The sequence below is a fragment of the Variovorax sp. CF079 genome, assembly GCF_900101545.1.
Classification (GTDB): domain Bacteria; phylum Pseudomonadota; class Gammaproteobacteria; order Burkholderiales; family Burkholderiaceae_C; genus Variovorax.
The window spans coordinates 260734-286970 of sequence record NZ_FMZU01000003.1; the positions used below are offsets into that span (position 1 = coordinate 260734).

The 26237-nt window shown below is 69.1% G+C and carries 25 protein-coding genes and 3 pseudogenes; 20 read left to right on the plus strand and 8 right to left on the minus strand.

Annotated features, from left to right (window positions below):
• Window positions 1-4: 4 nt before the first annotated feature.
• The 4 genes and pseudogenes from BLS74_RS05515 to BLS74_RS05530 form a co-directional block, all read right to left on the minus strand.
• Window positions 5-1669 (minus strand): ShlB/FhaC/HecB family hemolysin secretion/activation protein, encoded by a 1665-nt coding sequence (locus tag BLS74_RS05515; protein WP_170855517.1) that lies wholly within the window; start codon window positions 1667-1669, stop codon window positions 5-7.
• Window positions 1670-1944: 275 nt separating this feature from the next.
• Window positions 1945-2171: pseudogene (locus BLS74_RS35025) on the minus strand (ISNCY family transposase); the annotation flags it as partial.
• Between the two features lie 198 nt (window positions 2172-2369).
• Entirely contained in the window at window positions 2370-2681 is a 312-nt protein-coding gene (locus BLS74_RS05525; RefSeq protein ID WP_093103585.1) for a type II toxin-antitoxin system RelE/ParE family toxin, read from the minus strand.
• On the minus strand, window positions 2678-2977 hold the full coding sequence (locus BLS74_RS05530; protein ID WP_093103718.1) for a YlcI/YnfO family protein: 300 nt from the start codon (window positions 2975-2977) through the stop codon (window positions 2678-2680). Before BLS74_RS05530 ends, BLS74_RS05525 begins: the two co-directional genes overlap by 4 nt.
• An 86-nt stretch (window positions 2978-3063) precedes the next feature.
• Between BLS74_RS05530 and BLS74_RS05535 the strand changes: the two are divergent.
• Window positions 3064-3348: pseudogene (locus BLS74_RS05535) on the plus strand (DNA-binding protein); the annotation flags it as partial.
• Window positions 3349-3367: 19 nt separating this feature from the next.
• Here the strand turns inward: BLS74_RS05535 and BLS74_RS05540 are convergent.
• Window positions 3368-3803 (minus strand): annotated as a pseudogene (locus BLS74_RS05540) (IS6 family transposase); the annotation flags it as partial.
• 65 nt (window positions 3804-3868) lie between these two features.
• On the minus strand, window positions 3869-4132 hold the full coding sequence (locus BLS74_RS05545) for a hypothetical protein (protein ID WP_093103588.1): 264 nt from the start codon (window positions 4130-4132) through the stop codon (window positions 3869-3871).
• A 206-nt stretch (window positions 4133-4338) separates the two neighbouring features.
• Here BLS74_RS05545 and BLS74_RS05550 point away from each other — a divergent pair, with 206 nt between their 5' ends.
• Window positions 4339-4803 carry a hypothetical protein gene (locus tag BLS74_RS05550; protein ID WP_244503768.1) on the plus strand — a complete coding sequence of 155 codons (465 nt, stop codon included), beginning with the start codon at window positions 4339-4341 and terminating at the stop codon, window positions 4801-4803.
• A 194-nt stretch (window positions 4804-4997) separates the two neighbouring features.
• Window positions 4998-5528: an ATP-binding protein gene (locus BLS74_RS05555; RefSeq protein WP_170855504.1), complete on the plus strand. Its 531-nt coding sequence runs from the start codon at window positions 4998-5000 to the stop codon at window positions 5526-5528.
• A 30-nt stretch (window positions 5529-5558) separates the two neighbouring features.
• Here the strand turns inward: BLS74_RS05555 and BLS74_RS34300 are convergent, their stop codons facing one another.
• Window positions 5559-5912 carry a hypothetical protein gene (locus BLS74_RS34300; protein WP_170855505.1) on the minus strand — a complete coding sequence of 118 codons (354 nt, stop codon included), beginning with the start codon at window positions 5910-5912 and terminating at the stop codon, window positions 5559-5561.
• On the opposite strand from BLS74_RS34300, the gene BLS74_RS05560 reads away from it, so the two are divergent.
• From BLS74_RS05560 to BLS74_RS05570, 3 genes are read left to right on the plus strand one after another with little or no spacing between them, the layout of a single operon-like run.
• Window positions 5898-8354 (plus strand): CHAT domain-containing protein, encoded by a 2457-nt coding sequence (locus tag BLS74_RS05560; RefSeq protein ID WP_170855506.1) that lies wholly within the window; start codon window positions 5898-5900, stop codon window positions 8352-8354. The two genes, BLS74_RS34300 and BLS74_RS05560, sit on opposite strands and share 15 nt — an antisense overlap.
• The gene (locus BLS74_RS05565) at window positions 8338-8739 is read left to right on the plus strand and encodes a hypothetical protein (RefSeq protein ID WP_093103593.1); all 402 of its coding nucleotides are present in this window, start codon (window positions 8338-8340) and stop codon (window positions 8737-8739) included. The genes BLS74_RS05560 and BLS74_RS05565 overlap by 17 nt, the downstream gene beginning before the upstream one ends.
• Window positions 8740-8750: 11 nt before the next feature.
• On the plus strand, window positions 8751-9698 hold the full coding sequence (locus BLS74_RS05570; protein WP_093103594.1) for a hypothetical protein: 948 nt from the start codon (window positions 8751-8753) through the stop codon (window positions 9696-9698).
• A 36-nt stretch (window positions 9699-9734) separates the two neighbouring features.
• Here BLS74_RS05570 and BLS74_RS05575 read toward each other — a convergent pair whose 3' ends face one another.
• Window positions 9735-9977, minus strand: coding sequence for a hypothetical protein (locus BLS74_RS05575; protein ID WP_093103596.1), 243 nt, complete (start codon window positions 9975-9977; stop codon window positions 9735-9737).
• A 705-nt stretch (window positions 9978-10682) separates the two neighbouring features.
• On the opposite strand from BLS74_RS05575, the gene BLS74_RS05585 reads away from it, so the two are divergent.
• The 14 genes from BLS74_RS05585 to BLS74_RS05650 all read left to right on the plus strand — a co-directional run bounded on the left by BLS74_RS05585 (window position 10683) and on the right by BLS74_RS05650 (window position 26229).
• Window positions 10683-11747: a sigma 54-interacting transcriptional regulator gene (locus BLS74_RS05585; protein WP_093103599.1), complete on the plus strand. Its 1065-nt coding sequence runs from the start codon at window positions 10683-10685 to the stop codon at window positions 11745-11747.
• A gap of 341 nt (window positions 11748-12088) precedes the next feature.
• A complete protein-coding gene (locus tag BLS74_RS05590) occupies window positions 12089-12346 on the plus strand; it encodes a hypothetical protein (RefSeq protein ID WP_139191636.1) in 258 nt (85 codons plus the stop codon).
• Window positions 12347-12370: 24 nt separating this feature from the next.
• Window positions 12371-13996: a phage tail sheath family protein gene (locus BLS74_RS05595; RefSeq protein WP_093103602.1), complete on the plus strand. Its 1626-nt coding sequence runs from the start codon at window positions 12371-12373 to the stop codon at window positions 13994-13996.
• Window positions 13997-14011: 15 nt separating this feature from the next.
• Complete coding sequence (locus BLS74_RS05600) at window positions 14012-14536, plus strand: phage tail protein (protein WP_093103603.1); 525 nt, start codon at window positions 14012-14014, stop codon at window positions 14534-14536.
• Window positions 14537-14559: 23 nt separating this feature from the next.
• Window positions 14560-15270: a hypothetical protein gene (locus BLS74_RS05605; RefSeq protein ID WP_093103605.1), complete on the plus strand. Its 711-nt coding sequence runs from the start codon at window positions 14560-14562 to the stop codon at window positions 15268-15270.
• On the plus strand, window positions 15267-15977 hold the full coding sequence (locus BLS74_RS05610; protein WP_093103607.1) for a hypothetical protein: 711 nt from the start codon (window positions 15267-15269) through the stop codon (window positions 15975-15977). Before BLS74_RS05605 ends, BLS74_RS05610 begins: the two co-directional genes overlap by 4 nt.
• The gene (locus BLS74_RS05615) at window positions 15974-17311 is read left to right on the plus strand and encodes a Pvc16 family protein (RefSeq protein WP_093103608.1); all 1338 of its coding nucleotides are present in this window, start codon (window positions 15974-15976) and stop codon (window positions 17309-17311) included. The genes BLS74_RS05610 and BLS74_RS05615 overlap by 4 nt, the downstream gene beginning before the upstream one ends.
• Window positions 17308-19248 (plus strand): ATP-binding protein, encoded by a 1941-nt coding sequence (locus BLS74_RS05620; protein WP_093103610.1) that lies wholly within the window; start codon window positions 17308-17310, stop codon window positions 19246-19248. The genes BLS74_RS05615 and BLS74_RS05620 overlap by 4 nt, the downstream gene beginning before the upstream one ends.
• Window positions 19249-19284: 36 nt before the next feature.
• Window positions 19285-19560 (plus strand): hypothetical protein, encoded by a 276-nt coding sequence (locus tag BLS74_RS05625; RefSeq protein WP_093103611.1) that lies wholly within the window; start codon window positions 19285-19287, stop codon window positions 19558-19560.
• Window positions 19557-20933 carry an eCIS core domain-containing protein gene (locus BLS74_RS34765; RefSeq protein WP_093103613.1) on the plus strand — a complete coding sequence of 459 codons (1377 nt, stop codon included), beginning with the start codon at window positions 19557-19559 and terminating at the stop codon, window positions 20931-20933. The genes BLS74_RS05625 and BLS74_RS34765 overlap by 4 nt, the downstream gene beginning before the upstream one ends.
• Window positions 20930-24073 carry an eCIS core domain-containing protein gene (locus BLS74_RS34770; RefSeq protein WP_244503769.1) on the plus strand — a complete coding sequence of 1048 codons (3144 nt, stop codon included), beginning with the start codon at window positions 20930-20932 and terminating at the stop codon, window positions 24071-24073. Before BLS74_RS34765 ends, BLS74_RS34770 begins: the two co-directional genes overlap by 4 nt.
• Window positions 24070-24729 (plus strand): CIS tube protein, encoded by a 660-nt coding sequence (locus tag BLS74_RS05640; RefSeq protein ID WP_093103614.1) that lies wholly within the window; start codon window positions 24070-24072, stop codon window positions 24727-24729. Before BLS74_RS34770 ends, BLS74_RS05640 begins: the two co-directional genes overlap by 4 nt.
• Window positions 24729-25100: a hypothetical protein gene (locus tag BLS74_RS05645; RefSeq protein WP_093103616.1), complete on the plus strand. Its 372-nt coding sequence runs from the start codon at window positions 24729-24731 to the stop codon at window positions 25098-25100. Before BLS74_RS05640 ends, BLS74_RS05645 begins: the two co-directional genes overlap by 1 nt.
• Complete coding sequence (locus BLS74_RS05650) at window positions 25090-26229, plus strand: hypothetical protein (protein ID WP_093103617.1); 1140 nt, start codon at window positions 25090-25092, stop codon at window positions 26227-26229. The genes BLS74_RS05645 and BLS74_RS05650 overlap by 11 nt, the downstream gene beginning before the upstream one ends.
• The last annotated feature ends 8 nt before the right edge of the window (window positions 26230-26237 follow it).

The following is a 26237-nucleotide window of genomic DNA, read 5'->3' on the forward strand; positions in this document are numbered from 1 at the left end:
CAGCTCACAAACTGAAGTTCAGGTTGAATCCCGCGGTGGTCCTGGCCGTGCGGTAGCCCTCGGGCTTGCTGATCGGCGCGCCGACGAAGAGGTCGTAGTTCAGGCCCTTCACGGCGCCGCGCAGGCCGATTACGCCGCCGCTCAGGTGCCGGCCCGCCAGCTGCTCGGTCGACAGGCCGCCCACGCGCCCGTAGTCGATGCCGACGTAGAGCTCGGCACCGCTCGCGCCCAGCGCCCAGCCGATGTCATTGCGCAGCAGCCAGCCGCGCTCGCCCATCAGGCTGGCCTCGCCGTCGAAGCCGCGCACGGTGTAGCGCCCGCCGATCGAGAAGCGGTCCTGCGGCGTGAGCGGCGTGCGGTTCCACTGGCCGCGCCACAGGCCCGCGTAGCGCAGCTTCTGCGCGCCGAGCTCGAAGGGCAGGTTCAAGCCCAGTTCGGCACTGAGGAGCCTGAAGCGCGAGGTGCCTTCGCCGAAGGCTTCTTCGGGCGCCGGCAGCGCGCCGAAGGCACCGGTGCCGCGGCGATACGCAAGGTTGGCGTCGAGTGTGGCCTGGCCGATGAACTCGCGGTGCGCGAGGCCCAGCTCCCAGCCGCCGGTCACGCGCCGCTGCACCTCGATCTCGGTGTCGTTGATGAAGTTGCGCGCGCTGCGCCGGAAGCCGCGCAGGCCGAGCGTGGTCTTGCGGCGCTGGTCGCGGTAGATCAGGCGCGAGAGCTTGAGCTCGGCATTGCCCGACTCGCCGGCATAGACGTAGTCCTGGTCGGCGCCCTGCACGGTCTGGTGGTAGCGGTTCTGCGAGGCGGTGGCGCCGAAGAGCCAGTAGCCGTAGGGCACCGAGTAGTGCACGGTCTGCCCGCTGGTGCCCTGGCCGCTGTGGTTGAAGGCGTCGTGGTTCGCGCTGACGTAGAAGAGGTCGTTGAGTCCGAGCGGGTTGTCCCACGCGACGGTGGCGCCCGCCTGCGTCTTGCCGGTGGCCTTGGTGCCGCCGTCGTCCAGGCTCAGCGTGGTGCGCAACCGGAAGCGCTGGCTGTACTTGACGACCAGGTCGCTGTCGCCGGGGCGCGCGCCCTCGGCCTTGGAGGGCTCGATCTGGATGTCGGCCTCGGCGGTGGGTGCGCGCTTGAGGTTCTCCAGGCCCTGCTCGATGTCGCGCAGGTTGAGCGGCTCGCCGGGCCGCGCCGGGATCGCGTTGTGGAGGCTGGTGCGCGCATCGCTGCCGGAGGCTTTGCGGATGGCGGCGATGCGCCCGGGGATCAGCGTGAGCGTCAGCGTGCCCTGGCTCAGGTCCTGCGGCGCCGCGAGCACGCGGGTGGTGACGTAGCCGCGCGCGACGGCGGCCTGCTGCAGCCGGGTCAGGACGATGTTGACGCCCTCGGTGCCGAGGCAGCGGCCCAGCGGGTCGTCGCTGCCGTCTTCACCGGCGGCGGACGAGAGGATGCCCTGGAAGTCTTCGGCGAGCTCGCCGTCGAGCACGATGCGTTCGACGCGAAAGCACGGGCTCTCGTCCTTGGCCAGGCGCCGGGTTTCGGGCGGCGCCGCGGGCTGCAGGCGGCTGTCGACCGCGCGTTCCTGTTGCTGGCGCAGCGCGCGTTCGCGTTCCTGCTGGCGCTGTTCCTCGACGAAAGGATTGGGCGCCGAAGGCAGCGGCGCGGTCTGCGCCTGCGCCATTGCCGCTGCGGTGCCCAGCACCGCCAGCGTCCATGCATTGCGCCGCAAAAAAACGGCGCGCGTTTTCTCATGGGCCCGTGGCCCTCGACCTCCCCTGAATACCATCGCTGGCCCCGACCTTCTTGCTTCTTGTTGAGGCGCGCATTCTGGCGGCCAGGGTCGAGGCTTCAAGCTGCGCGCAAAGAATCTGCGCGCTTTCGTGACCGAATGCGCAGCGGCGGGACTGCGAGCGAAATTTCGCTTAAGCCGTTCGTGTTATTGGACCACTTGGCTGCGCGCTGTCTGCGAGGCGTCCACAAGCCGGCGGACGCCATCAGCGCCCGGACCGTCTCCTTGCTGAGGATGTCCCCATGGCATTCACAAAGCTTCTCTGCCGCAAGCGTCGGGCCGAAGTCTACATAGCGTTGGCGGATGATCGAGATCGCACGCTCGGCGCCTGGCGCCAGCTGATGTTGCTGGCACGCCCACGCTTGCGTGAGACCAGGCCAGAAGGTCCTTCGGCCACGCGGCGCAGATCATGTGAGACTGCTCGGGAAGGCCGCGGCGTGATCAATCCTGCCGGCGTCAATGGGACGCCGCCACTCTGCCCTGCTCCGCCGCATCGACTCATGCTCGCTTCGAGATCGATTCTTGTGGAGCTTGCGAAAGTCGGATGCGGATGCGCACAGTTCGAAGACCGGCGCCATTCCCGAGCCCGATGCTAGTGGTAGTCATCTTCGCGCTGGTGGCGGATCGCAGCAACCACGACCTCGCGGTCGCTGATGACTCGAAACAACGCTACATATCCCGAGGCCCCGAATGGAATAACCAGTTCGCGTTCGAGCCGGTCAGTGTCGGCAATGCGGCAAGTGAACGGATTCGTTGTCAGAATTCGGAACTCTGTCCGGATGGCCTCTACTGCACGACGCGGCAGATCGAAGTCTCCATGCTGTAGAGCGGACTCGACGAGAAAGTCCTCAAGGCGCAGCAGATCCTCAAGGGCCTCATGCGTCAGGGAGACCGTGTAAGTCACGAACGTGCGGTTCCGCCGCGCTTCTCCTGCACGAGCTGCGAAATGCGCGCATCGAGGCGCGCTTGCATCGCTTCGAGCGCGTCCTTGGCCGAGTAGTACTCGCCGCTCTTTCTTGCTCGCTTCAATGAATCGCGGCCACGCGCAAGGAACTCTTGCTGAGATTTGCGGCGCTGTGCAGCCTGCACAGCCGCGTTCTCCACGAACTGCGACAGAGTTTCACCCTGGCGTAGCACGCTTTCGATTTCATCGCGCACGGATGGTTCGACACGAACAGGAGGCAGCTGGGCGGTCTTCATAAAGGCCATTGTAGCGCAATTGCTATGCGCCTAGTTTCATTTGTCACGAGAACCGCGACGGGCGGCGCAAGCGCCTCCCCTCTGGTATGGCTATCGATAAAAACCCCGACTTATCGATGGTAAAGGAAGCCGACGTGTTCGAGGCCGCGGATGCGCTGCTGGCCGAAGGCAAGCGGCCGACCATCGAGCGCGTGCGCTTAAAGATCGGTCGCGGCTCGCCCAATACCGTCAGCCCCATGCTCGAGCGCTGGTTTGCGACGCTCGGCGAACGACTGGTGGGTTCGACGTCCCATAGGCCGGCTGGCAACGATCCGGATGGCATGCCGGTGGGGGTGCGCAATGCCGCTCGACTGCTTTGGGAAACGGCGCGCCGGGAGGCCGAGGAGGTTCAGCGGCCGTGTTGGCACCGCTTTTATCAATGGTGATCTTTTCGGGGACACCGTGCAGACCGATGGCCTGCTCGAAAAAGCATCGTGCGGCTGCGTGATCTCGCTTGGCACGAGCAGGAGGTCGATCGTTTCGCCGTCGCGATCGACGGCCCGGTACAGGTACTTCCACTGTCCAGCGACCTTGATGTAGGTTTCATCCATCCGCCAGCTCGCGCCCACCGGACGTTTGAATCGGCGAAACACCGCCGCGAGCACCGGCAGAATCTTGATCGACCAGCGATGAACCGTCGCGTGATCGACGAGCACGCCGCGCTCGCCCATCATCTCTCGATATGACGAGGGCTCAACGGGGAGGCCGCATACCACCGGACGCAGACCAGCATCACCTCCAGCGGGTAATGCATCCGCTTGATCGCCTTGCGCAGCGCTTCGATCATCACCAATATCCCGCCGTCCGTCTCGGCTCAGCGTATCAGCACCGGCTTATCGCGACAGAACCGTGTCAAGTGCCCTGTAGACCGTTGCCCTCGTTGATCAGCAGGCCCTTGCCGACGGCATAGCGATAGATCCACTTCAATGCAACCGTCTCTGCGAGGCTCTCGGCTGCGTCCTCCGCAGCGCGGAGCTCCTCGGCCAGGCTCATCACGCGGTGGCGGGCAAGGCTATGGACGGTGCCCTCGAGGTTGGGGCCCAAGGCGGCAAGCTGATCTTTGGCGCGAACCAGATCAGCACGAATGACGGTGACGGGGCGACGATCGTCTTCCATGTCGTTCTCCTTGTCTGACACTGAGTTGCAGCAACCTCAGATTGAGTTCTGTTTGATTGACAAAATGGCTCTCGCTTCGTCTTGAGCTGGCGGGCGGCAACGTCGGGCACTTCTCTGCCGAGCGACTTCGGTCGGTCTGCACGAGCTCATTTCGTGGGCAAGAGGCCACCACCACTAACAGAGAGGCGGCGTTGGACGATCGCCCCATGACATCGATCTCCAATCGGCTTCTCGTCGATGCCGTGCTCTGCGTCGAGCGCATGGCTTTCAAGGAGCGCGAGCGACTTGCCGAAGAAATCCACGACCGACAGCCCGACCTTTTCTTCTCGGTGCTCGCCCTTCGGCTGCATGGCGCCACCCTTGAGCAAATCGAGATGGTTCTGAATCTGCTACTTGTCTTCTATAAGGCGATGAAAACCAGCGGCAAAGCCTGGCCGGTCATCTCCGAAGTCGTTCAGGAACGTTGCCTGAAGCGCATCTCCGCACGCGTGCGCTTCATCGAGGACCTGACGCCGCAGCAGCAAGCGCAAGCCATTTCGGACTTTATCGCGGACCATCCCGAGCAGCAGTTGCTCGCATACGTCTTCGGCAAGTTCGGGGAGCAGGGCCTTCTGGGGCATCGAATCCGAGACGGAAAAGATGCCTATGCTGGCGGCGCTGAACTTGGTTGAGTGCATCGCGGAGACAGCGCCGAAATCAACCCAGTGAGGCTGCATCTCTACAGAAGGGTGCCAACCGGCCCACGTTGCGGATCACGGAACATGTCCAATTACCAACTCCACCGTATGGTGCTGATCAATGCCGGTTCCAACCAGCACGTTCCCAGCGGGCGGATCACTTCCGTGGACCCGTGCGGCGCGCTGCGGTGCTGGGCGAGAACGGCGTAGGCAAAACAACAACGCTGCGCATCCTTCCGCTGTTCTTCGGCCATCTGTCCAGCCAGATCGTCGCCAGTGGCCACGGCCAGGAGCCCTGGATTCGCTTTGTGGTCCCCACGGACGCCAGCGCGATAGCCTTTGAATACCAGCGCGGCACCGACGCGGAGGAGGACCGACGCCTGGCGGTTATCCGCCGCCGCACAGACGACCACGACTCGCCTTTCTACCGGATCTACCGCTGCGGCTTTCGCAAGGAGCTGTTCGTCCAGGACAGTCGCTTCCTGAGCGATGAGGACACGCAGCTCAAGGCCAACGAGCTGGGAATCGTCACGACCAGCAAGTTGACCACTTCAGAGTACCGCTCGGTGATCCTGCGCACGCCGGCGGCATCCAAGGACAAAGCGCGCCTTCGTGCCTACAGCCTGGACTGTTCCTACGGCTCAAGGGCACTCGACAATCTGGACCGCATCGTCGCGGCCATGGTCAAAGCGAGGTTGCTTTTAGTCCACGGCTCGTGATGCGCCGCCCACAGTACAAGCATTGCCGCGTCACTGCATGCGGCGTATGGTCCACCAATGGCTCGCGAAGAAGCACGAAAGGTGAGCAAGGCGGATGCGAAACATCATTTCGCTTTGGTGCAGCGTGCGCTCGCCGCAGCGGACGACGCACAACGCGACGCGGCGCTTGGCGAAGGCTTCGCGCGCTTCGGCATGGGCTTCGCCTACGCCCTGGGCGAACTCGCCAGGCTCGAGAACACGCCCGGGCCCTACACGGCGCTGAGCGAAGAATCCGGAGCTTTCTTGCTGCGCTGGATCGGCGGCGCTCGCCTCACCAAGCGCGCCGACGACGACGAGCGCCGCGTCGCGGTGGGCGAGGAGATGCTCCTGATGGCGCAGGGCCATGTACGCATCGGCGGCATCGTTGCGCGAGCGATCCTGTCGCTGCCCGAGTCGCACCCTCAGCGCGACCTGCAACGAGCCGAGACTCTCGTGCGCCAACGGCTTGGCGCAGCGCTGAACGAAGACGATCCCTCATCGTTCGTCTCGTCGGTGATCGACTTGCTCGATCATGGCCTTGCTGCCGAGGATGAAGCCGTGTCGCTCTATGAGCAGGCCCGGCAGCGGCTGCCCATCGAAGGCGAGCCGCAGCTGCCGCGTCGCCTGGACGTGGCGTCGCTCAAGTTTCACGCCAAGCTGGCGATCAAGGCGCGCGACGCCGGCGAAGCTGCGCGCCTCAAGGAACAGTCCGCTCTCGCGCGTCAACGCGCCGACGCGATCGGTGCCGAGCGTTCGAGCGACCGTGAGTTGCGCCAGAGCCGTATGCTGCTCGCGATGCTGATTGACGTCGACGAGAGCAACGCGGCAGTCGCGGCGACGGCCTGGGCTGCAGCGCGCAGCGGCGAGTCGGTGCCGGACGACATTGACCGCATCGTCGCGTACCACGAGGGACGCCGGCGCCTCGAACTCGGCGAGCACGAGACCGCGGCGCAGCTCTTCGCACCGCTGATCGATGCGGCGCGCGACGACTATCTCGACGCGCTGCGCGACGCCGATGTACAGGACCGAGGTGAGCATTTCAGCAACCTGGCCACGTATCACGCATTCGCGCTCGGTGCGCTTGGGCGCTGGGACGAGGCCCTGCGTGCGCTGGATGCCGCGCGCAGCCTGCGCCTGCGCCAGCGCGCGTGGTTGCGCACGATCCCGCGCGGGCGAACGCTGCTGCGCCTCGAGCGCGAGCTGCATGCGCACGAGCGCGGCGCGCCGCTTGGTTCGACGGCGACGGCCGCCACTCCCGATCGCGCTGACGCCGGTGACCGCATGCACGGTCAGGTGTCGCGCCACGCACGGGTGTACGAGCGCTACCGCAGGCTGCGGCCGCAGTTCGATGCGTCGGCGCTGGTATCGCCCGGCCTCGCTGAAGTGGCAGCGGCGCTCGTTGAACACGAGGCGGTGCTTTCGATCTGCAGCGGTTTCAGGGGCACCCTTGCGGTGCTGGTGCGCCACGGCGACCGCGAGCAGCCGAGCCGCGCGCAATGGATCAGCGAATGGACCCACGGCTATTGGATGCGTGTGATGGCAGGCGACGAGGCGCGCCCGGGTTGGCTCTTCGCGATGGGCGCGCCGGAGCTCGGCCTCGAACACGCCGCGGTGCTTGATGGCCTGCTCGCCGCGGTCGACGCCGACCTCGGGCGCTGGATTGCGAAGGCCGCGCGCGAGTTCGGCGTGCGCCGGCTGACGATTGTCGCGCACCGCTATCTGCACCTGCTGCCGTTCTGGGCGCTCCCCTCGCTGTCCGAGATCGAGATCGCGAGTGCGCCCAGCCTCGCGCACCTGCTGGCCTCACGTGCGCCGCGTCCGCCGAGCTCACGCCGCGCGGTGATCGTCGAGAACCCGACCGGCGATCTGCCGCTCGCCGCCGCCGAAAGCGCAGCTGTGCAGAGCGCCTTGTGCGGCGCCGCCTTTGCCGTCGAACGCTTCGCGCACGAGCGCGCCACCGAAGCGCTCGTGGCACCCGCATTGCGCCGTGCGGGCGTGTTGCACTTCTGTGGACACGGGCGATCGGAACCCGACCGCGACCGGGCATCGGCTTTGCTGATGCACGCGGGCGCCGGCGCGCTGGGATTGCCCGGCGGCGACCCGCTCGGCGTGCTGGCCGCGGCCGCCGAGGCATGGGAGGAGCAAGGGGACGGCCGGCGTCACACCCACATCGACGGGCGCGGCCGCCTTCATGAGATCCTGCGCGACGATGGCACGCCGCTCGAGCGCAGGCTCGAATTCAGCGTTACCGGCACGTTGTGGACGTCGTACCGCGACGGCGCGCCGCTGCGCAGTGCCGAGCTCTGGTCGGCGGGCGACATCGGCGTCGGCACGCGCTTGAATCGGCTCGGTGTGGCCTTTCTCTCCGCCTGTGAAACCGGCTCCGGCGGCTTCGAGCCGGTGATCGACGAATACGGCGGCTTGCCCGCGGCCCTTTTGCTGGCCGGTGTGGGCGCGGTGGTGTGCAGTTTGTGGCCGGTGCCCGAGTCGCTCACGCTGCTCGCCGCCGACCTGTTCTACCGCCGGCTCGCGGCGTCGGGCGACGCGTTCGACGTCGTGACCGCATTGCGCGAGAGCGCCGGCGCTTTGCGCGAGATGCCGCGCGACGAGGCACGCGCGCGGTTCTTGGCAATGCACGAACAGCGCCTGCAGCCGGCAGCGCGCTTCATGCTCGAGGCGGCCGCGACCCGCTTGCAAGGCGGGCCCGAGCGCCCTTACGCTCACCCGGTGCACTGGGCCGCCTTTTTCGCGGTCGGCAAGCCGCAAATCCGTTTCGCGAAAGGAAGAGACCATGGGACTGCTCGATAAGCTCATCGTGGCGAAAGTGGCGGCGCGCGACGCCGGCGCGGCCATGGCCGTGGTCGTGGACGTGAGCGGCGCCAGCGATGCGCAGGTGCTCGGCACACTGGTCAGTACCTTCGGCGCCGACGATTCGTGTACCGAGATTCAGGTGCGCCGCGGCGCAGTGCTGCTCGGCACCGTGAACCGCGAAGCGACGATCACGTTCGTCGGCGACGGCCTGAAGGGTGTCGGCGCATCCGACGCCATGCTGCTGCCGGGCGTGGGGAACTACAGCACCACGCACTGGGTGTGCCCGCGGCGCGACTGCGGCTACTCGCTCGTGACCATCGTGTTTGACGATGCGCCGAACTGCGCGCGCCACCCCGACCAGCCGCTTGTCCTGCAAGGCTGAAGGTCGCACCGATGAAACTCGACGGCCTGATCGACAGCGGCTTGAGAGAGGTCGGCCCGCGCTTGTCCCTTGTCGGCCTGCTGCCAAACCTGGCGCTGTTCGGATTGATCGCCTCGCTGCTCGCGAGCGGCGCGCCGCAGGCCGCACCTGATGTCGCCAAACTGTGGGCCGCTGCCAAGGACCCGGGCGGCGGCGAGGCACTGCTGCTGGTGGCCGCGCTGCTCGCATTGGCGCTCGTGCTGCACCCCCTGCAGCTTTCGCTGGTGCGCCTGCTGGAGGGTTACTGGGGCAATGCACCGGGTGCACGCGATCTGGCGCGCCTCGCCACCGCGCGCCAAGCGCGCCGACGCGATGCACTGGTGAAGGCGCTGGGCTACGAAGGTGGCGGCCAGCCCGACGCGCCGACCCGCCAGCGCATGCAGGCGAGCGCAGCGGCGCTGATGCAACGCTATCCGTCGGCGGACCGGTTGATGCCCACCGCGCTCGGAAATGTACTGCGCGCCGCCGAGGACCGACCGCAGCGCGCCTACGGTCTGGACGGCGTGGTGATCTGGCCGCGACTGTTCCCGCTGTTGCCCGAGTCAATGCGCAGCCTTCTGGGCGATGCGCGCAACCAGATGGACGTGACGCTGCGCTTTGCCGCAGTGTTCTTTCTGGCCGCTCTGGTGTGCGGCGCGCTGTTGTGGCGCCACCCGCCATGGCTGGGGCTGGCGTTGATCTCGCTCGTGCTGGCGTGGCTGTCGTACCGTGCCGGTGTGCAGGCAGCGATCGCGTACGGGAACGTGGTGGAGGTAGCGTTCGACCTGTACCGTTTCAGCCTGTACCCGGCGCTTCACTTGGCGCTGCCGAATGACCTGGACAGCGAACGCAAGCTCAATGCGGAAGTGTCGGCATTCCTGCGCCAGCGGGTGATGCCCAGCTACGCGTACACCCATCCGCCGCCACCCAAGGCGGGGTAGGCGGTTCTCACGCAAGCGCGGGCGTGCCAGCAACAATCAGCTGGCGCCAGGCATTGCCGCGCGTGCGATCTCGATGATCTGCGAACGCTGCGAGACTTCGGCCCGACGCTTGCGGCAGAGAAGCTTTGTGAATGCCACGGGGGTCATCCTCAGACCCTGGCGTAAGAGCGCCACGACCGGCAGCCGCAAGTCGATATGGGGCCGGTCGTGGAGAACAAGCGCCTGAGCCATGTGCTGCGGACGGCGCTGATGATCCAGGCTCAGCGGGATGATCGTCACGCGTCAAACATGCCACATCGCACGAACTCTGGCCGGGTACCGTACGCCAAGATGCCCTGCCCGGCACCCAACGCTCGCGCCAGTTCACAGTCACAGGCGCAGACCGAGGCCGCGATCCGCACAGCGAGGGGCTCCGCAAAGCGGCGGCTCTCGCTCCACCTCTGGTTTTGAAACGCGCCGGGTTCGGCGGGAGACGTCAAACTTCTGACTCACGTCACTAGTTCGTTTGGCAGATGCGCGTTCTGCCCTGTGGACGGATGATGGGCGCGCTTCGTTGGTTTCGCGGCGAGTCGTGTCGGTAGGTCTCGAGCCGCAATGCGGCGCACTCTCTGGTCCACCGAAGCGGCGCTGCATTTCGATCGGAGCGAACACGTTGCTGCGCGTTGCCAGCCAGCGCCGGGGTGATCCACGCCGCGGTATTCGGTTACCGGGCGTTTGGCGTGTTCACGGCTGGGTCGGCTGGACTAAATAACTCGGGGAGATGGGTCGCCGCGCGGGAGCTGGATCTCGCGCGACGTGGGCATTGCCATTGTAAAAAACAAGGGCGTGTGTTCTCCAAAGTCATGCGATGGAAGTCGACCGCTCTCTTCTGTGACGACGCGAACGTAACGCAGGCGCGACGTGGTCCGCGAAGCGTTTCGCCAGGCAGTAAGAGCGAGTGAATCCGGGGATTGCCCACATCGGCGGGTTGAGGACGGACGAAGAATGCGCACAAACAGCTCTTCATGCACGCAGACCGCAGGCTGTCCAGAGGCCGATGGTGACGGCCACGCCTGCACGGCGCTGGCGCAGAATCTTGTCGGCCGCAGCCCGCCCTTTCGCGAAGCGATGGAGCTGGTGAAGCTCTACGCCGCGTGGTCCGCGCCGCTGCTGATCGCCGGCGAAACCGGCACCGGCAAGGAGTTGGTCGCGCGCGCGGTGCACTACCAGAGCCAGCGCCGGCACTGCCCCTTCATCCCGGTCAACTGCGCGACGCTGCCCGACACACTGGTCGAGAGCGAGTTGTTCGGCCACACCCGCGGCGCTTTCACCGACGCCAGCCAGGCGCGCCAGGGCCTGGTGCGCCTGGCCGAGGGCGGGACGCTGTTCCTGGATGAAGTGGAAGCGCTGTCGCCGCGTGGCCAAGGCGTGCTGCTGCGCTTTCTGCAGGACTCCAGCTACCGGGCGCTGGGAGGCAACCAGTTGCATCATGCGGACGTACGCATCGTCGCGGCCTCCAACGTTGACCTGCACGAGAAGGCGGCGGCGCGCACGTTCCGTGACGACCTGCTGTACCGGCTGGACGCCTTTCGCGTCAGCCTGCCGCCGCTTCGCGAGCGTCTCGACGACCTGACCCTGCTGGTGCCGCACCTGCTGGCCAAGGCGGCGCGACAGACCGACGGCTTGGTGCGCCGCATCGGCGAGCCCGGCCTGGCGCTGCTTCGTGCCTACGACTGGCCTGGCAACGTGCGCCAGCTGGAGCACGTGCTGCTCAAGGCCCACGTGGTGTGCCAGGGATCCGAGGTCGGGGTCGACGATCTGCGCCGATGCGCGCCCGAGCTGGCCCAGGTTGGCGTCCCCGCTGTGCCAGCCGCCACGCCTCCGCATTCGCTGCGCGCGGCCAAGCGCGCAGCCGCCGACCAAGCCGAGCGCCGCTTCATCGAGGACTGGTTGTCGCGGACGGCTGGCAACATCAGCGAGGCCGCACGGTTGACCGGCATCGAACGGGCCTCGCTGAGCCGACTTGTCAAGAAATACGGCGTCAAGGCACGCGCGCTCGGCAGCGTTTAGCGCCACCTCCTCCCTTTCTCCGTCCCGCCCCCGCACTTCTCCACTGTTGGTGGATGAGATTCTTGCGCCGCTCGCGCGGCCCCATGTCGACGCAAACACACCCGTGTCCGCCACGACACGCACCGCATTCGCAACAGCGGCTCTCCCGGAAACCGCCAACGCAGCGTCTGCGGATTGCAATGGAGGGGCTGTGTATCCGACCGCACAACACTCCCAAGCATCTGTCAAAAAACCCAATCGAATCAAGCACTTGCCATTGAAAAATGGATGGCACGCTTGCTGCAAGCTGATGCGTTCGTGACTTCGTGGGGTGGACTTGAATGCCCGGCGCGACGATTGCGGTGACGGAAGTGGTTGCGGCCCTGGGCCGCTACGTGCGTGCGAATCCGCAGGCCTGCGACACCCTCGCGGGCATCGCCGCCTGGTGGCTGCAGCCGCCGACGGCGAGGAGTTCGCCAGACGTTGTCAGTGCGGCGCTGGCCGCGCTGGTGGCCAGTGGCGAGATGGAGTGCGCATTCGGTCCGGACGGCCAGACGGTGTACCGCGCCGCCAAGTCCGCAGGCCACGAGGGATCGCAGGCGGAGCCGCCAGGCTCTTGATCATCAATTGATGGAGGGGAATGTATGCCCAGTGCCCTGAGTTACCCAGGCGTCTACGTGGAAGAAGTGCCCAGTGGCGTGCGCACCCTGACCGGTGTGGCCACCTCGATCACGGCCTTCGTCGGCCGGGCCGCCTCCGGTGCTATCAACGACCCGTTGATGCTGACCAGCTTCGCAGACTACGAGCGCAGGTTCGGTGGCCTGGCCGTGGACTGCCCCATGTCCTATGCGGTGCGCGACTTCTACCTGAACGGCGGCGCGCTGGCGCTGGTCGTGCGGCTGGTCGGCACCGCCGCCGATCCGGATGCGGCCGACGCGCCGGCTGCGGCCTCGGCCGCCACGCTCACGCTGCCGGCTGGCGGCGACAATCTCGTGCTGACGGCGGCCAGCCTGGGCGCCTGGGGCGGCCGGCTGTCGGCCGCAGTGGACCATGGCACCGACAGCGGCCTGCCGGCCGCCGACACCACGCGCTTCAACCTGCGCCTGCGCTACCGCGTGCGGCCGGGCCGCGACGATTTTGTGTTCGAGACCATTGGTGCGGTGTCCACCACCGCCGGCGACCCGCGCTACCTGCCGCTGGTGCTGGAGCGTGAATCCACGCTGGTTCGGGCGCTGGGCGCGGTGCCGGCGGCGCGGCCCGCCTCCACCGTCACCGCCACCACCATCACATGGATCGACGCCGCCGGCGGCAACGACGGCCCCCCGCTGCGCGCCGAGGACCTGCTGGGCAATGCCGCCGGCCGCACCGGCATCCATGCACTGGCCCATGCCGACCTGTTCAACCTGCTTGTGATCCCGCCGCTGGCGCGCAACACCACCACCCTGCCGTCCACCTACACCCCGGTGCCGGCCAACGTCTGGCAGGCCGCGCTGGCGCTGTGCGTGGAGCGCCGCGCCATGCTGGTCGTCGACCCCGATCCCGGCTGGGCCGTGCCGGCGGCCAGTGCCGTCACCAATGCGCAGACCGGCCGCACCGGGCTCAACCTCAGCGGCCCCGGTGCGCGCAACGCCGCGCTGTACTTCCCGTGCCTGCGCATGGTCGACCCGCTGCGCGACAGCCGTGTCGACACCTTCATGCCCGGTGGCGCGGTGGCCGGCATCATGGCGCGTACCGACGTGGCGCGCGGCGTCTGGAAGGCGCCGGCCGGGCTCGACGCGGCGCTCAACGGCGTGCAGGACCTGCAGATCAATCTGAACGACCTGCAGAACGGCCAACTCAATCCGCTGGGCATCAACTGCTTGCGCTCGATGGGTGTGAACGGCCGCGTGGTCTGGGGCGCGCGCACCCTGCGCGGCGCCGACGCCAGCGCCGACGAATACAAGTACGTGCCGGTGCGCCGACTCGCGCTGTTCCTCGAAGAAAGCCTGTACCGCGGCACGCAATGGGTGGTGTTCGAGCCCAACGACGAGCCGCTGTGGGCGCAGGTGCGCCTGAACCTCGGCGCCTTCATGCAGGGGCTGTTCCGCCAGGGTGCGTTCCAGGGCGCCTCGGCGCGCGACGCCTACTTCGTCAAGTGCGACAGCCAGACCACCACGCAGGCCGACATCAACCTGGGCGTGCTGAACGTGGTCGTCGGCTTTGCGCCGCTGAAACCGGCCGAGTTCGTGGTCATCAAGATCCAGCAGATGGCCGGCCAGATCCCAACCTGATCGAGGAAGAACGACATGGCACAGTTCAGCGTCAACGCCACCCGCTTCGACCCCTACAAGAACTTCAAATTCCGCGTCAAGTGGGACGGCCGCTACGTGGCCGGCATCTCCAAGGTCGGCGCGCTCAAGCGCAGCACCGAACCGGTGGAGCACCGCGAGGGGGGCGATCCGTCTTCCACGCGCAAGTCCCCGGGCCGCACCAAGTTCGAGGCCATCACGCTGGAGCGCGGCGTCACGCACGACGTCGAGTTCGAGCGCTGGGCCAACAAGGTCTGGAACTTCGGCTCCGGGCTGGGCGCCGAAGTGTCGCTGGCGAACTTTCGCAAGGACCTGATCATCGAGGTCTACAACGAGGCCGGCCAGCTCGCCATCGCCTACAAGGTGTTCCGCTGCTGGGTGTCGGAGTACCAGGCGCTGCCGGACCTGGACGCCAACGCCAACGCGGTCGCGATCCAGACCCTGAAGCTCGAGAACGAGGGCTGGGAGCGCGACTACGACGTGGTCGAACCGGCCGAGCCCACCTTCAACGAACCCGCCTGAACGACCCCGTGCGGAGGGTGGCGATGCGTGCGCTGGCCGGCTCTGAACTGCTGTCGCTGTGGGAGCGTGGCGCCAGCCGCCACGCGCTCGACCGCAGCGCGCTGCTGGCCGCCGCGGCCCGCCCCGACTGGCCGGCCGAGGCCATCGCCGACCTGCCGCTGGGTGCGGTCAACGCCAGCCTGCTGCAACTGCGCGCGGCCTGCTTCGGCCCGCGCATCGACGGCCATGCCGACTGCCCGCGATGCGGCCAGCGCCTGGCCTTCGCGCTGGACGCGCGGGACTTGCTCGCCCCTGCCCATGCCGACGACCCGACCCCGCGCGAGGCCGAGGTCGCCGGCCTGCGCGTGCGCGCGCCCAGCCTGCGCGACTTGGCGGCCGTGGCGGCCGACGCGGACGCCGAACGCGCTGCGCGCCAGCTACTCGTACGCTGCACCCTGACCGGCGATGCCGCGCGGCTGGATGAGGCGGCGCTGCGGGCCGTCGAAGAAGGGCTGGACGCGCTGGACCCGCAGGCCGACTTGGCGCTGGCCCTGCAGTGCGTGGCCTGCGGCCATGCGGACCTGGTGCAGTTGGACGCCGGCCAGCTGCTGTGGGAAGAGATCGAGGCACGCGCGCTGGTGCTGCTGCGCGAGGTGCACCAGCTGGCCAGCGCCTACGGCTGGAGCGAGGCGCAGATCCTGGCGCTGACGCCGGCGCGGCGGGCCAGCTACCTGGCCATGGTGGGGGCGGCATGACGGGCCTGCTGCATCGCCTGGCCCAGCGCGCCACCGGCAACGCTTGGACAGTGCGCTCGGATGTGCGCTTGCCCTTCGGCGCGGATGGCCTCGACCGGCCGCAGGACGACACGGCGCCGCCGCTGATGGAAGCGGCTGTGCCCGAGACCCACGCGCCCGCGCGGCCCCGGCCGCCCGAGCCAGCTTCGCTCGTCACGGCCGCGCAAGAGCAAGCCGTGCCACCACTTGTGCAATCGCCCGCCGTCGCCGCTCAGTCCGGGCGCGCGCAGCCGGTGGAGGCCGAGGCTGCGGCGACGCGCACGCCGGTGGCCACGACGACGCCCGCCCAGCCACCCGGCGCACCCGGCACACCCGGCACGGCCGCTGTTCCGGCCACCGCCATGCCCGCCATGGCGTCCCTGCACACACCCGCCCGGCCGCAGTCAAAGCCCCCGCCCCGCCGCGAGGAACCCGCGCCGCTGCTGCCGTCGCAGCCCAGCACCGCAGGCCACGTCGCGCCCCTGGCCCAGACGGTGCGGGGCCCGGCGGCGTTCGCCCTCCGGCCGGCGCCGCAGGCTGCTGCCAGCCAGGAGACCGAGGTCCACATCCACATCGGCCGCATCGACGTGACGGCCTTGCACGAAGCGCCCCGCCCCAAGGCCCGCCCGCGCGAGCGCACGCAACCCGTGTCGCTGGACGCCTACCTCGCCGCGCGGAGCAAGACATGAGCACGGCCCTGGCCATCGCCGGCGTCAGCGCCGTGCTGCGCGACCTGCTCAACGACGGGCTGGTCAACGGCAACGTCAGCGGCGTGCTGGGCTCCAGCGTGACGGTCAGCCTGCTGGCGCCCGACCGTGTGGTGCCCACCGGCGGCACCGAGGCCTCGCAGCTCAACCTGTTCCTCTACGGTGTGACGCCCAACGCCGGCTGGCGCAACGAGGCCCTGCCCTCGCGCGACGGTGCCGGCCGCGCGCGGCTCACGAACCCGCCGCTGGCGCTCGACCTGCACTACCTGCTGTCGGCCTACAGCGCCGGGGACCTGCATGCCGAAATCCTGCTGGGCTACGCCATGCAGTTGCTGCACGAGATGCCGGTGCTCACGCGCGAGGCCATCCGCACGGCGCTCAACCCCTCGCCCGCCACCGGCGCCACCTTGCCGCCGGCACTGCGCGCGCTGTCCGAATCGGGCCTGGCCGAGCAGGTGGAGCTGATCAAGGTCACGCCGCAGCACCTGAACAACGAGGAGATGTCCAAGCTCTGGACCGCCACGCAAAGCCACTTGCGCCCCAGCATGGCCTACAGCGCCTCGGTGGTGCTGATCGAGGCCCGGCGCCCGGCCCGCGCGCCGCTGCCGGTGCTCACGCGCGGCCGCATCGACGAAGACACGGGCCGCGAGACCGGCATCGCCGTGCAGCCCAGCCTGCGGCCCAGCGTGCCAGTGCTGGTGCGCGCCGTGCCGCCGCTGCGCCAGCCGGTGGCAGCCATCGGTGACACCGTGGCCCTGCAGGGCAGCTTGCTCGACGGCGAAGACCGCGAAGCCTGGCTGCGCAACGACCGCTTCGACATCGCGCAGATGCTGCCGGTGCTCGCCCCGGCGCCGGACCGCCCTGCCGCCACCGTGGCCGCCTTCTCGCTGGCCGGCCAGCAGGCCGCGCTACCGGCCGGCGTGTACCGCGTGAGCGTGCGCCTGACGCGGCCCGATGCGCAGGGCGAGGACCGGCTGCACGAGTCCAACCCGCTGCTGCTGACGCTGGCGCCGCGCATCACCAACCTGCCGCAGACCGTGGCGCGCGCGGGCAACGGCTCGGCCAGCGTCTCGATCCAGTTCACGCCCGACCTGCACGAAGGCCAGCGCGCCGTGCTGGTGCTGGGCGCGGCGGAGGTGCTGCCGCAGACGGCAGGCGCCACGCCGAATTCGCTGGTCTTCGTGATCCCCGACGCGCCGGTCGGCGTGCATCTGGCGCGCCTGCGCATCGACGACATCGACAGCCCGATCATCGACATGGACTTCGAGCCGCCGGAGCTGCCGCGCTTCCTGGACCGGACGGTGGAGATCACGTGAACGCGCCCGACCGCCTGCTCGCCTGGAGCGACGCCAACCAGCGCCTGCTGGTGGCGGAGTTCGCGCGGCTGGCGGCCCTTTTGGGCGACGGTGCGGGCGACGGTGCGCGCGACGCAGCCGCGGCCGAAACCGATGCCGCCGCGCTGCGCGCCGCCATGCCGGCACCGGCCGCCATCGACACGCTGGCGGCGCTGTTCGCGCTCAGCGCCTTCGAGCGCGACCTGCTGCTTTTGGTGGCCGGCGTCGAGATGGACGCGCGCATCGCCACTCTGTGCGCCCAGGGCGGCGGCCCGCCGCTTCGGCCGTGGGCCAGCTTCGGCCTCGCGCTGGCGGTACTGCCGCAGCCACACTGGAGCGCCATCGCGCCGAACGAGCCGCTGCGCCGCTGGCGCCTGCTGGAGGTCGACGAGAGCACCGGCATCGCCGGCGCCAGGCTGCGTCTGGAAGAGCGCGTGCTGCACTTCATCGCCGGGCTGAACGCGCTGGACCACCGCCTGCAGCCGCTGCTGCAGCCGCAGCCGCCGGCCGGCGCCATGGGCCGGGACCAGCAGGCCGCGGTCGCGCAACTGCTGGCCCGGCTGCGCGGCGCCACCAGTCGCCTGCCCGCCATCGTGCTCGACGGTGACGATGCCCCCGGCCAGCACGACGTGGCTGCGGCCGTCGCGGCCGGGCTGGGCGCCGGCCTTTATCGATTGCGTGCGACCGACGTACCGACGGCCGCCGTTGAGCAGGCCGCTTTCGCAGCGCTGTGGCTGCGCGAGGCTGCGCTGCTGGGCTGCGGGCTGTTGATCCATTGCGAGGAGCGCGAGGCGCAAGCAACCGTGGCGCGCCTGCTGGAACGCCTGAGCGGCCTCGTCTTCGTCAGCGGCCACGAATTGGCGCTGGGCGACACGCCGCAACTGCGCCAGAACATCGCGCGACCCGAGGCGCCCGAACGGCTGCAGCTGTGGCAGGCCGCGCTGGCCGACAAGGCCGCGGCGCTGGGGCCGGTGGTCGACACGCTGGCCACGCAGTACCGCCTGGGCGCGCGCCGCATCGCGCAGATCGCCGCCCAGGCATGCGGCGACGACTCAGCCGCCAACGCCGCTGCGCTGCACGAGGCCAGCCGCGGCCCGGCCCATGGCATGCCCGGCCTGGCCCAGCGCATCGACACGCGCGCGCGCTGGTCCGACCTGGTGCTGCCCGAGGCCCAGCAGGCCGTGCTGCGCCAAATCGCGGCCCACGCGCGCCACCGGCTCACGGTGCACCACCAATGGGGCTTCGCCGCCCAGGGTGCGCGCGGGCTGGGCATCGCGACGCTGTTCTGGGGTGACAGCGGCACCGGCAAGACCCTGGCCGCCGAAGTCATCGCCTCGGAGCTCGGTCTGGCGCTCTACCGCATCGACCTGTCGGCCGTGGTCAGCAAGTACATCGGCGAGACCGAGAAGAACCTGCGCAAAGTCTTCGACGCGGCCGAGGAAGCCGGCGCCATCCTGCTGTTCGACGAGGCCGACGCGCTGTTCGGCAAGCGCAGCGAGGTCAAGGACAGCCACGACCGCTACGCCAACATCGAAGTCAGCTACCTGCTGCAGCGCATGGAGGCCTACGCCGGCCTGGCGATCCTGACGACCAACCACAAGGCCGCGCTGGACGCCGCGTTCCAGCGCCGCCTGCGCTTCGTCGTGCACTTCCCGTTCCCGGACCAGGCGCAGCGCGAAGGCATCTGGCGCGCGGTGTTCCCGGCCGGCGCGCCGCTCCATGCAGACATCGACTATCCAAAGCTGGCGCGGCTGAACGTGGCCGGCGGCACCATCCGAAACATCGCGCTGGCGGCCGCCTTTCTGGCCGCCGAGGCCGGCACGCCCATCGGCATGGCCACGCTGCTGCAGGCTGCGCAGCTGGACGCGGCCAAGCGCGACAAGCCCTATTCGGACGCGGAAACGCGGGGGTGGGTCTGAGGGCCCGCAACGCTTGACGGAATAAGCGAGCACGCCATGCCACGCATCGTCCTCCATATCGACCGGCTGGTGCTGCGCGGGGTGGAGCGCGCCGATGCCGCGGCCGTCTCCGACGCGCTGCAGGCCGAGCTGCGCACGCTGCTGGCCGTCGGCGGCAGCCCGCTGGTCACGCAAGGCAACGCCCATGCGCTGCAGGCCGGGAAGGTCCGGCTGCCTCACGACGCCGGCACCGCGGCCCTGGGCCGCGCCGTGGCCATGCGCATCGCGGGCGGCCCCGCGAGCCCGGCTGGCAGCAAGGCAGGTGCGCCATGACCGCCGCCCTCGCCGCACGCACATCCGGCGCCGAACGCACGCAAGGCGGCGGCGCGCACCGCTGGCTGCAGCGCAAGTGCGCCTGCGGCGGCTCGGCGGGACTCGGGGGCCATTGCAGCGAGTGCGAGCGCAAGAAGGCACTCGGCCTGCAGACAAAGCTCGCCGTGGGCGCCGCCCACGATCCCCTGGAGGAGGAAGCCGACCGCGTGGCCGAACAGGTCACGCGCCCGCAGCTCGCCAGTTCACCCCGCGTGCAGCGCGCCAGCGCGCCCGCCGCGAGCGCACAGCCATCGGGCGCCGCGCCCGACAGCGTGGACCAGGTGCTGGCCAGCAGCGGCCACGCGCTCGACGCGCCACTGCGGCAGGACTTCGAGCAGCGCTTCGGCCACGACTTCTCGCGCGTGCGCATCCATGCCGACGAGGCAGCCGCGCGCTCGGCCCAGGCGCTGGGCGCCAACGCCTGGACCGTGGGCGAGCACATCGCCTTCGCGCCGGGCCGCTTCGCGCCCGGCAGCCGCGGCGGCCGGCAACTGCTGGCGCACGAGCTGACCCACGTGGTGCAGCAGTCGGCCACAACGCCGCTGGTGCAGTGCGACCTGGCGATCGAGCCCCAGGTGGCCGCACCGACGGAGCGCCCGATGAGCGAGCGCGACATCGAGGACGCGATCCGCTTCAACCAGCGCCAGTTCGGCGATCCGTACTCGCTGGCGGTGATCCGCGACGTGATCGGCGTGTCGCGCTTCCCGGCCGTGTCGGACCGTGACCTCGCGCTCGGCGTGGCCCGCTGGCAGGCCTCGCACGGCGTGGCGCAAGACGGCCGGCTCGGCGCCGTCACCGTGACCTTCGTGGTGGAAGAGCTGCAGGCCGAGGGCAACCCTGGCGATGCAGCGCTTGTCATCGCCGACTTCCCCGACCGCGCGCTGCTGGACATCACCACCGCCTTCTGCAGTTGCATCCCGCGGCTGCAGTCCGAGATCGCAGACGCCAACTTCTTCGTCGGCGAATACACCGCCTGCGGCGCTGACCCGGCCAACACCACTGGAGCGCAGGTGGAGGCCTGCATCGAGGCCCGTGCTGCCGCCGCTGGGAGCACCCTCGTGACGGCGGGCACGACGGACTCGAGCGGGACGGTGCGGGTGGCGCCGGTGGCCGGGCCCTGCGGTCCGCTGGAAGAGCGGCTGACGCTGGCGCACGAGCAGATCCACTCGGTCCACACGCGCGAACTGCAGCAGCGGCACGGCCGCGGCACGCGGGCCTTTCGCACCGCTTTCAACGAGGCCGGCGACTGGGTGGCCGACGAGATCAACTCGCGCCGCACTGACATCGCCGTGGCCAACTGGATGATCGACGTGCTGAGCAGGGCCTGCCCATGAGCCGATCACGCGCCCCCCGCGGTCCCGCACCTGTCGCGTCGACGACCGCGCCGGCCTCTGCCTGGCTGCAACCCAAGCTGTCCATCGGCGCACCGGGCGACCGCCACGAGCAGGAAGCCGACCAGGCCGCCGACCGCGTGATGCAGGGCGGCACCCAGCCCGCGCTGACGCCGCTGCGCGCGCCGACGGTGCAGCGCGAGGACGAGGAGCGCAAGAAGGAAGCGCCGGACCCGGCCGGCGAAGGCCTGGGCGTGGTGGCCGCCAACCTGGGCGAGAACAACCCGGCCTTCGGCGTCTTCACCGAGAAGCTGGCGGCCGACTTCATGCGCCAGCCGGCGGAACTGAGCGTGGGCGTGCCGGTGTTCCTGGGCGCCAACTACGCCTTCCTCTGGAGCATGGCGATGGTGAACCCGGCCATGCGCCGCGACTTCGACGACTTCAACCTCGCGATGCTGCCCGGCCTCGTGCCGCAGTTCCCGGTCAAGACCTTCACCTACCGCATCCTGGACAGCGCGCAGACGCGCTTCGAATTCGACTTCGGCCTGGACGCCACCTCGCTGCTGGAGGCCTTCAACGACGGCGTGCTGAACACGCATCTCTCCAGCCTCAAGTTCGACAGCAGCGGCCGGATCGATACCAAGGGTTCGGCGCTGCCTTCCTTGTCGGCGATGCAGGTCCAGCTGGGCCTCTTCAGCGACGGCATCAACCTGTCAGGTGGCTTCAGGAACGGCATCTCGCCCTACCCGCTGATCGAGCCCGGCGGCAGCGTGATGGCGCAGACCCCCGCCATGCCCGACCTGCAGGCGGGCAGGCAGGACGTGCGCTTCACGCTGAACCTCGACCTGGTGCGGCTCTACCAGCACTTCAACCCGGGCAAACCCAACCCGCTGGGCCCGCAGATCGACGTCGCGCGCGAAGCGCAGCAACCCGCGCAGGCGCCCGGCGCGCGCGAGAGCGGCCCGGCCGCGACCGCCGCGGTGCAATCCACCCTGGCCGAAGGCGGCGCGCCGCTGGAGCCGGCGACGCGGCAATTCATGGAGTCGCGCTTCGGCCACGACTTCGGCAGCGTGCGCATCCACGCCGACGCGCAAGCCGCCGCCTCGGCGCAATCCGTGGGGGCGCGCGCCTACACCGTGGGCGAGGACCTGGTGTTCAATCGCGGCCAGTACGAGCCGGCCACGCTGTCCGGCCGCCACCTGCTGGCGCACGAGCTGGCCCACGTGGTGCAGCAGGGCGGCGGCAACGGACTCATGCAGCGCGAGCTCCTCAGCGCGAAGGATCTCGACGATTTCGAGACCGACGACTTCCCCGTGAAGACGCTGGAGACCTACCTCGCGACCCACGGGCCGGGCAAGATCGAGGACAACAACGACAGCGACGACAAGGCCCGCCGCATCGTGCGGCTGTGGAAGAACAAGCAGGCGCCCTTCACGCAGCTCAGCGCGCAGCAGAAGATCCTGCTCATCCAGGAGATGCAGTCCGGCTACACCGGCAACGACGACGAGCGCGGCATCCTGGCGCTGCTGCTGGACGCGCCGCCGGCCGACCTCACCGCGATCTTCGCGGCCATCAACCCGAACGAACTCGACAGCGACTTCCACGGCGACGAAGAGGACACGCTGCGCGACTTCTTCGACCAGAAGTTCGTCGGCGGGCGCAAGTCGGCGCTGGCCGGCGAGCGCAGCCTGCGCAAGGCCAAGGCCGACGAGCCGGAGGTGAAGGCGCCGGCGGCGGCGGCCTTCGAGCCGCCGAAGGCCCCCGGCCCGCCGCGCCAGGACTACGTGTTCATCATGGGCGTCGACACGCGCGACACCTTCTATCGCGGCGCCGAGGGCTTCTTCCGGGCGCACCGGCCGAAGGCGATCATCGTGACAGGCAAGCGCAACCTGGCCGACGTGCTGCGCCATGTCGCCGACAAGATCAGCGCGCCCATCGGCAACCTGTACATCGTCTCGCACGCCAACGAGGACGGCACGCTGATGTTCGGCCTCAAGCCCCGCGACCCGGACAGCAAGCTGAACGCCACCGAACTGCGCGCGGCCCTGCACCCCACGAACGGCAGCTCCGCGCTGGCGCAGGTCGGCCCGCCCCAGGTCGACCAGTACACCGTGGTGCGCATCAAGGGCTGCGACCTCGGGCGCAACGGCGAGATGCTGGACCTGCTGGACGAGGCCTTCGGCGGCCACGGCACGGTGATCGCGCCCACGCACGAGCAGACCTACGGCACCGATCCGCAGCTCGGCGACCAGGCCGCCGCCGAGTTCGCGCGCGGCGATGCCGCCTTCAAGAAGAAGCTGGACGCCCAGTTTCCCGAGCCGCCCGCCGTCGACAAGAAGCTCAAGGGCAAAGAGCTGGCGGCGGCCCAGAAGGCCCGGGCCCTGGCCCTGGCCAAGCGCAAGGCCGACATCGCGGGCGCGCAGAAGCAGCACGAGGCGGAACGCCTCGCCGCCACAGCCAGGGGGCTGCACTTCGAAGGCTTCTCGGGGCCGCTGTTCCAGCATCCCGGCGAGGCGAAGTTCGGCGCCGACGAGCTCAAGCCGAAGCTGCTGGCCCTGTATCCCCACCTGTCCGATGCGCAGCGCCAGTCGCTGGCCGACCGGCTGGTGAAGGACGACCCGCGGCCCGAGGCCGTGGCCAGGGCCAACACCACCTTCGAGCAGCAGGGCCAGCGCGTGTACCGCCACGACTTCACGGAGGAAGGCTTCGAGCCGGCCAATGCGAGCGAATTCATGGCCTCGCAGCGCGGCGTGCCGCAAGGCTTCGTTCCCGGCGAGCTCACCTCGACCGCCGTCGAAATCAAGGGCGTGCCCCACCGCAAATACGAGGTCAAAGGCAGCATGCCCGACGGCGGCACGCAGAGCTTCAACTTCACGACGCGGGTCCTGCTGACCCTCGACCAGTTGGCCGCGAAGGCCCGCGCCACGCTCAACAACCCGGACAAGTACGAGTGGAAAGAGGACCGCCAGCACGACGCGGCCGGCAACACCAAGCTGCGGGTCACCGCCAAGCGCGTGGTCGCCTACCTGCACCACGCCAGCCTGGACGCGTCGTTGCACGACCACTTCACGCGGCCCGAGAACGACCCGACCTTCCACGCGAAGTCGAGCTTCGCGCCACCCCCCGAGAAGCCCGCCCCATGAGCACGACGCCCAACTCCCCCAAGCTCATCAAGGGCGGCCTGGTGCTGGTCGACCCGGAATCGGCCCAGGTGCAGCGCGTGATCTCGCTGCAATACAACGCCGACTCGCTGACGCGCAAGCTGCAGGCCCAGTCGGTCGGCGGCGAAGGCACCGACCGCACCGAGCCCACGCGCTTCAAGGGCCCTGCCGTGGAGACCATCAGCTTCGAGGCCGACATCGACGCCACTGACCAGCTCGAGTTTCCCGAGCAGAACGCGAGCGCCACCGCGCATGGCATTGCGCCGCAACTGGCGGTGCTGGAGTCGCTGTCGCATCCCAGCTCGGCGCAGTTGCAGCGGGTGGACAGCCAGGCCAGCTCGGGCACCTTGGAGATCGCGCCCATGCTGGCGCCGCTGCTTCTTTTCGTCTGGGGCAAGAGCCGCATCGTCCCGGTGAAGCTGGCCGACTTCTCGATCACCGAGGAGGCCTTCGACCCGGCGCTGAACCCGATCCGCGCCAAGGTCTCGTTCAGCCTGCGCGTGCTGTCGGTGGACGACCTGGGCTTTTCGTCCAAGGGCGGAGCCTTGTTCATGACCTATCTGCAGGGCAAGGAGAGGCTGGCCGCCAAGGTGCAGCCCGTCAGCTTCTCCACGCTCGGCATCGGGGGGATTTCGTGATGGTCGATCCGATCCAGGCCTTCATGCAGGCCAACGGCCTGGCGCAGCCGGCCTTCGCCCCGGACAGCCGCTACCACGGCCTGCCGACCGCGCAGGCCACCTTGCCGGACGGCCGGCAGGTGGTGTTCGTCACGCGGCGCTTCCTGCCGCCGCCGGAGAACTTCGCGCGGATGGCTACCGCCACCGTCGTGGCCGGCGACCGGCTCGACAACCTCTCCGCGCAGCACCTGGGCGCAGCCGAGCAGAACTGGCGCCTGGCCGACGCCAACGGCGCGATGCTGCCCGAGGCGCTGGTGGCCGAAGTCGGCCGCCAACTGGCCATCACGCTGCCAGAGGGCGTGCCCGCACCTGGAGCCGGTGATGTTCGCTAAGGGCATCCAGCTCAGCCTGATGATCGGCCCCATCGTGCCGATCCCGGTGCCGCGGGTGGTGACGGACGCACTCGAGAGCGTCGAGGTGCGCACCGCCACCGGCAGCGCGAGCGGCTTCCAGCTCAAGTTCTCGATCACCGCGCGCTCGGAACTCAACACCATCTTCCTGTTGGCCGGCGTCAACTCGACGCCCTTCACGCCGGCGCTGCGCGTGCTGCTGGTGATGACGCTCAACGGCCAGCCGCAGCCGCTGTTCGACGGCGTGATGACCAACGTGCAGGTTCAGCCCGGCAGCCAGGGTCAACCGGGCAGCCTGGTCGTGACCGGCGAGGACGTGACCAAGGCCATGGACAAGCAGGACTGGAGCGGCCTGCCCTTCCCAGCCGTGCCGGTGGAGGGGCGCGTGGCGCTGCTGTGCGCCAAGTACGCGCCCTTCGGCCTCATCCCCATGATCATCCCGGTGCTCTTCCCCGATGTGCAGATCCCGATCGACAAGATCCCGGCGCAGCAGGGCACCGACCTGGCCTACATCCAGGAGCTGGCGCGCCAGGTGGGTTATGTGTTCTACGTCGAGCCGGGGCCGACGCCGGGCACCAACATCGCCTACTTCGGGCCCGAACTGAAGATCGGCGTGCCGCAGCCGGCGCTGAACGTGGACATGGACGCGCTGACCAACGTCGAGTCGCTCAGCTTCACCTTCGATCCCGAGAAGGGCGTGCTGCCCGTCGTGTTCATCCAGAACCAGCTCACGCGCGTTCCGATCCCGATTCCGATCCCCAACCTGAACCCGCTGCAGCCGCCGCTGGGCGCGCTGCCCACGCCGCTGTCCAACATCAAGTTCATGAAGGACACGGCCAAGATGAGCCCGATGCGGGCGATCTCGGCCGGCCTCGCGGAAGCGGCCAAGTCGCAGGACGCGGTGAGCGGCAGCGGCACGCTGGACGTGCTGCGCTACGGCCGGCCGCTCAAGGCGCGCGGGTTGGTCGGCGTGCGTGGCGTGGGCATTGCCTACGACGGGCTGTACTACGTCAGCAGCGTGACCAGCAACCTCAAGCGCGGCGAGTTCAAGCAGAGCTTCGAACTCACGCGCAACGGGCTCGTGTCGATCACGCCCAAGGTCCCCGTCTAAGGAGCCCA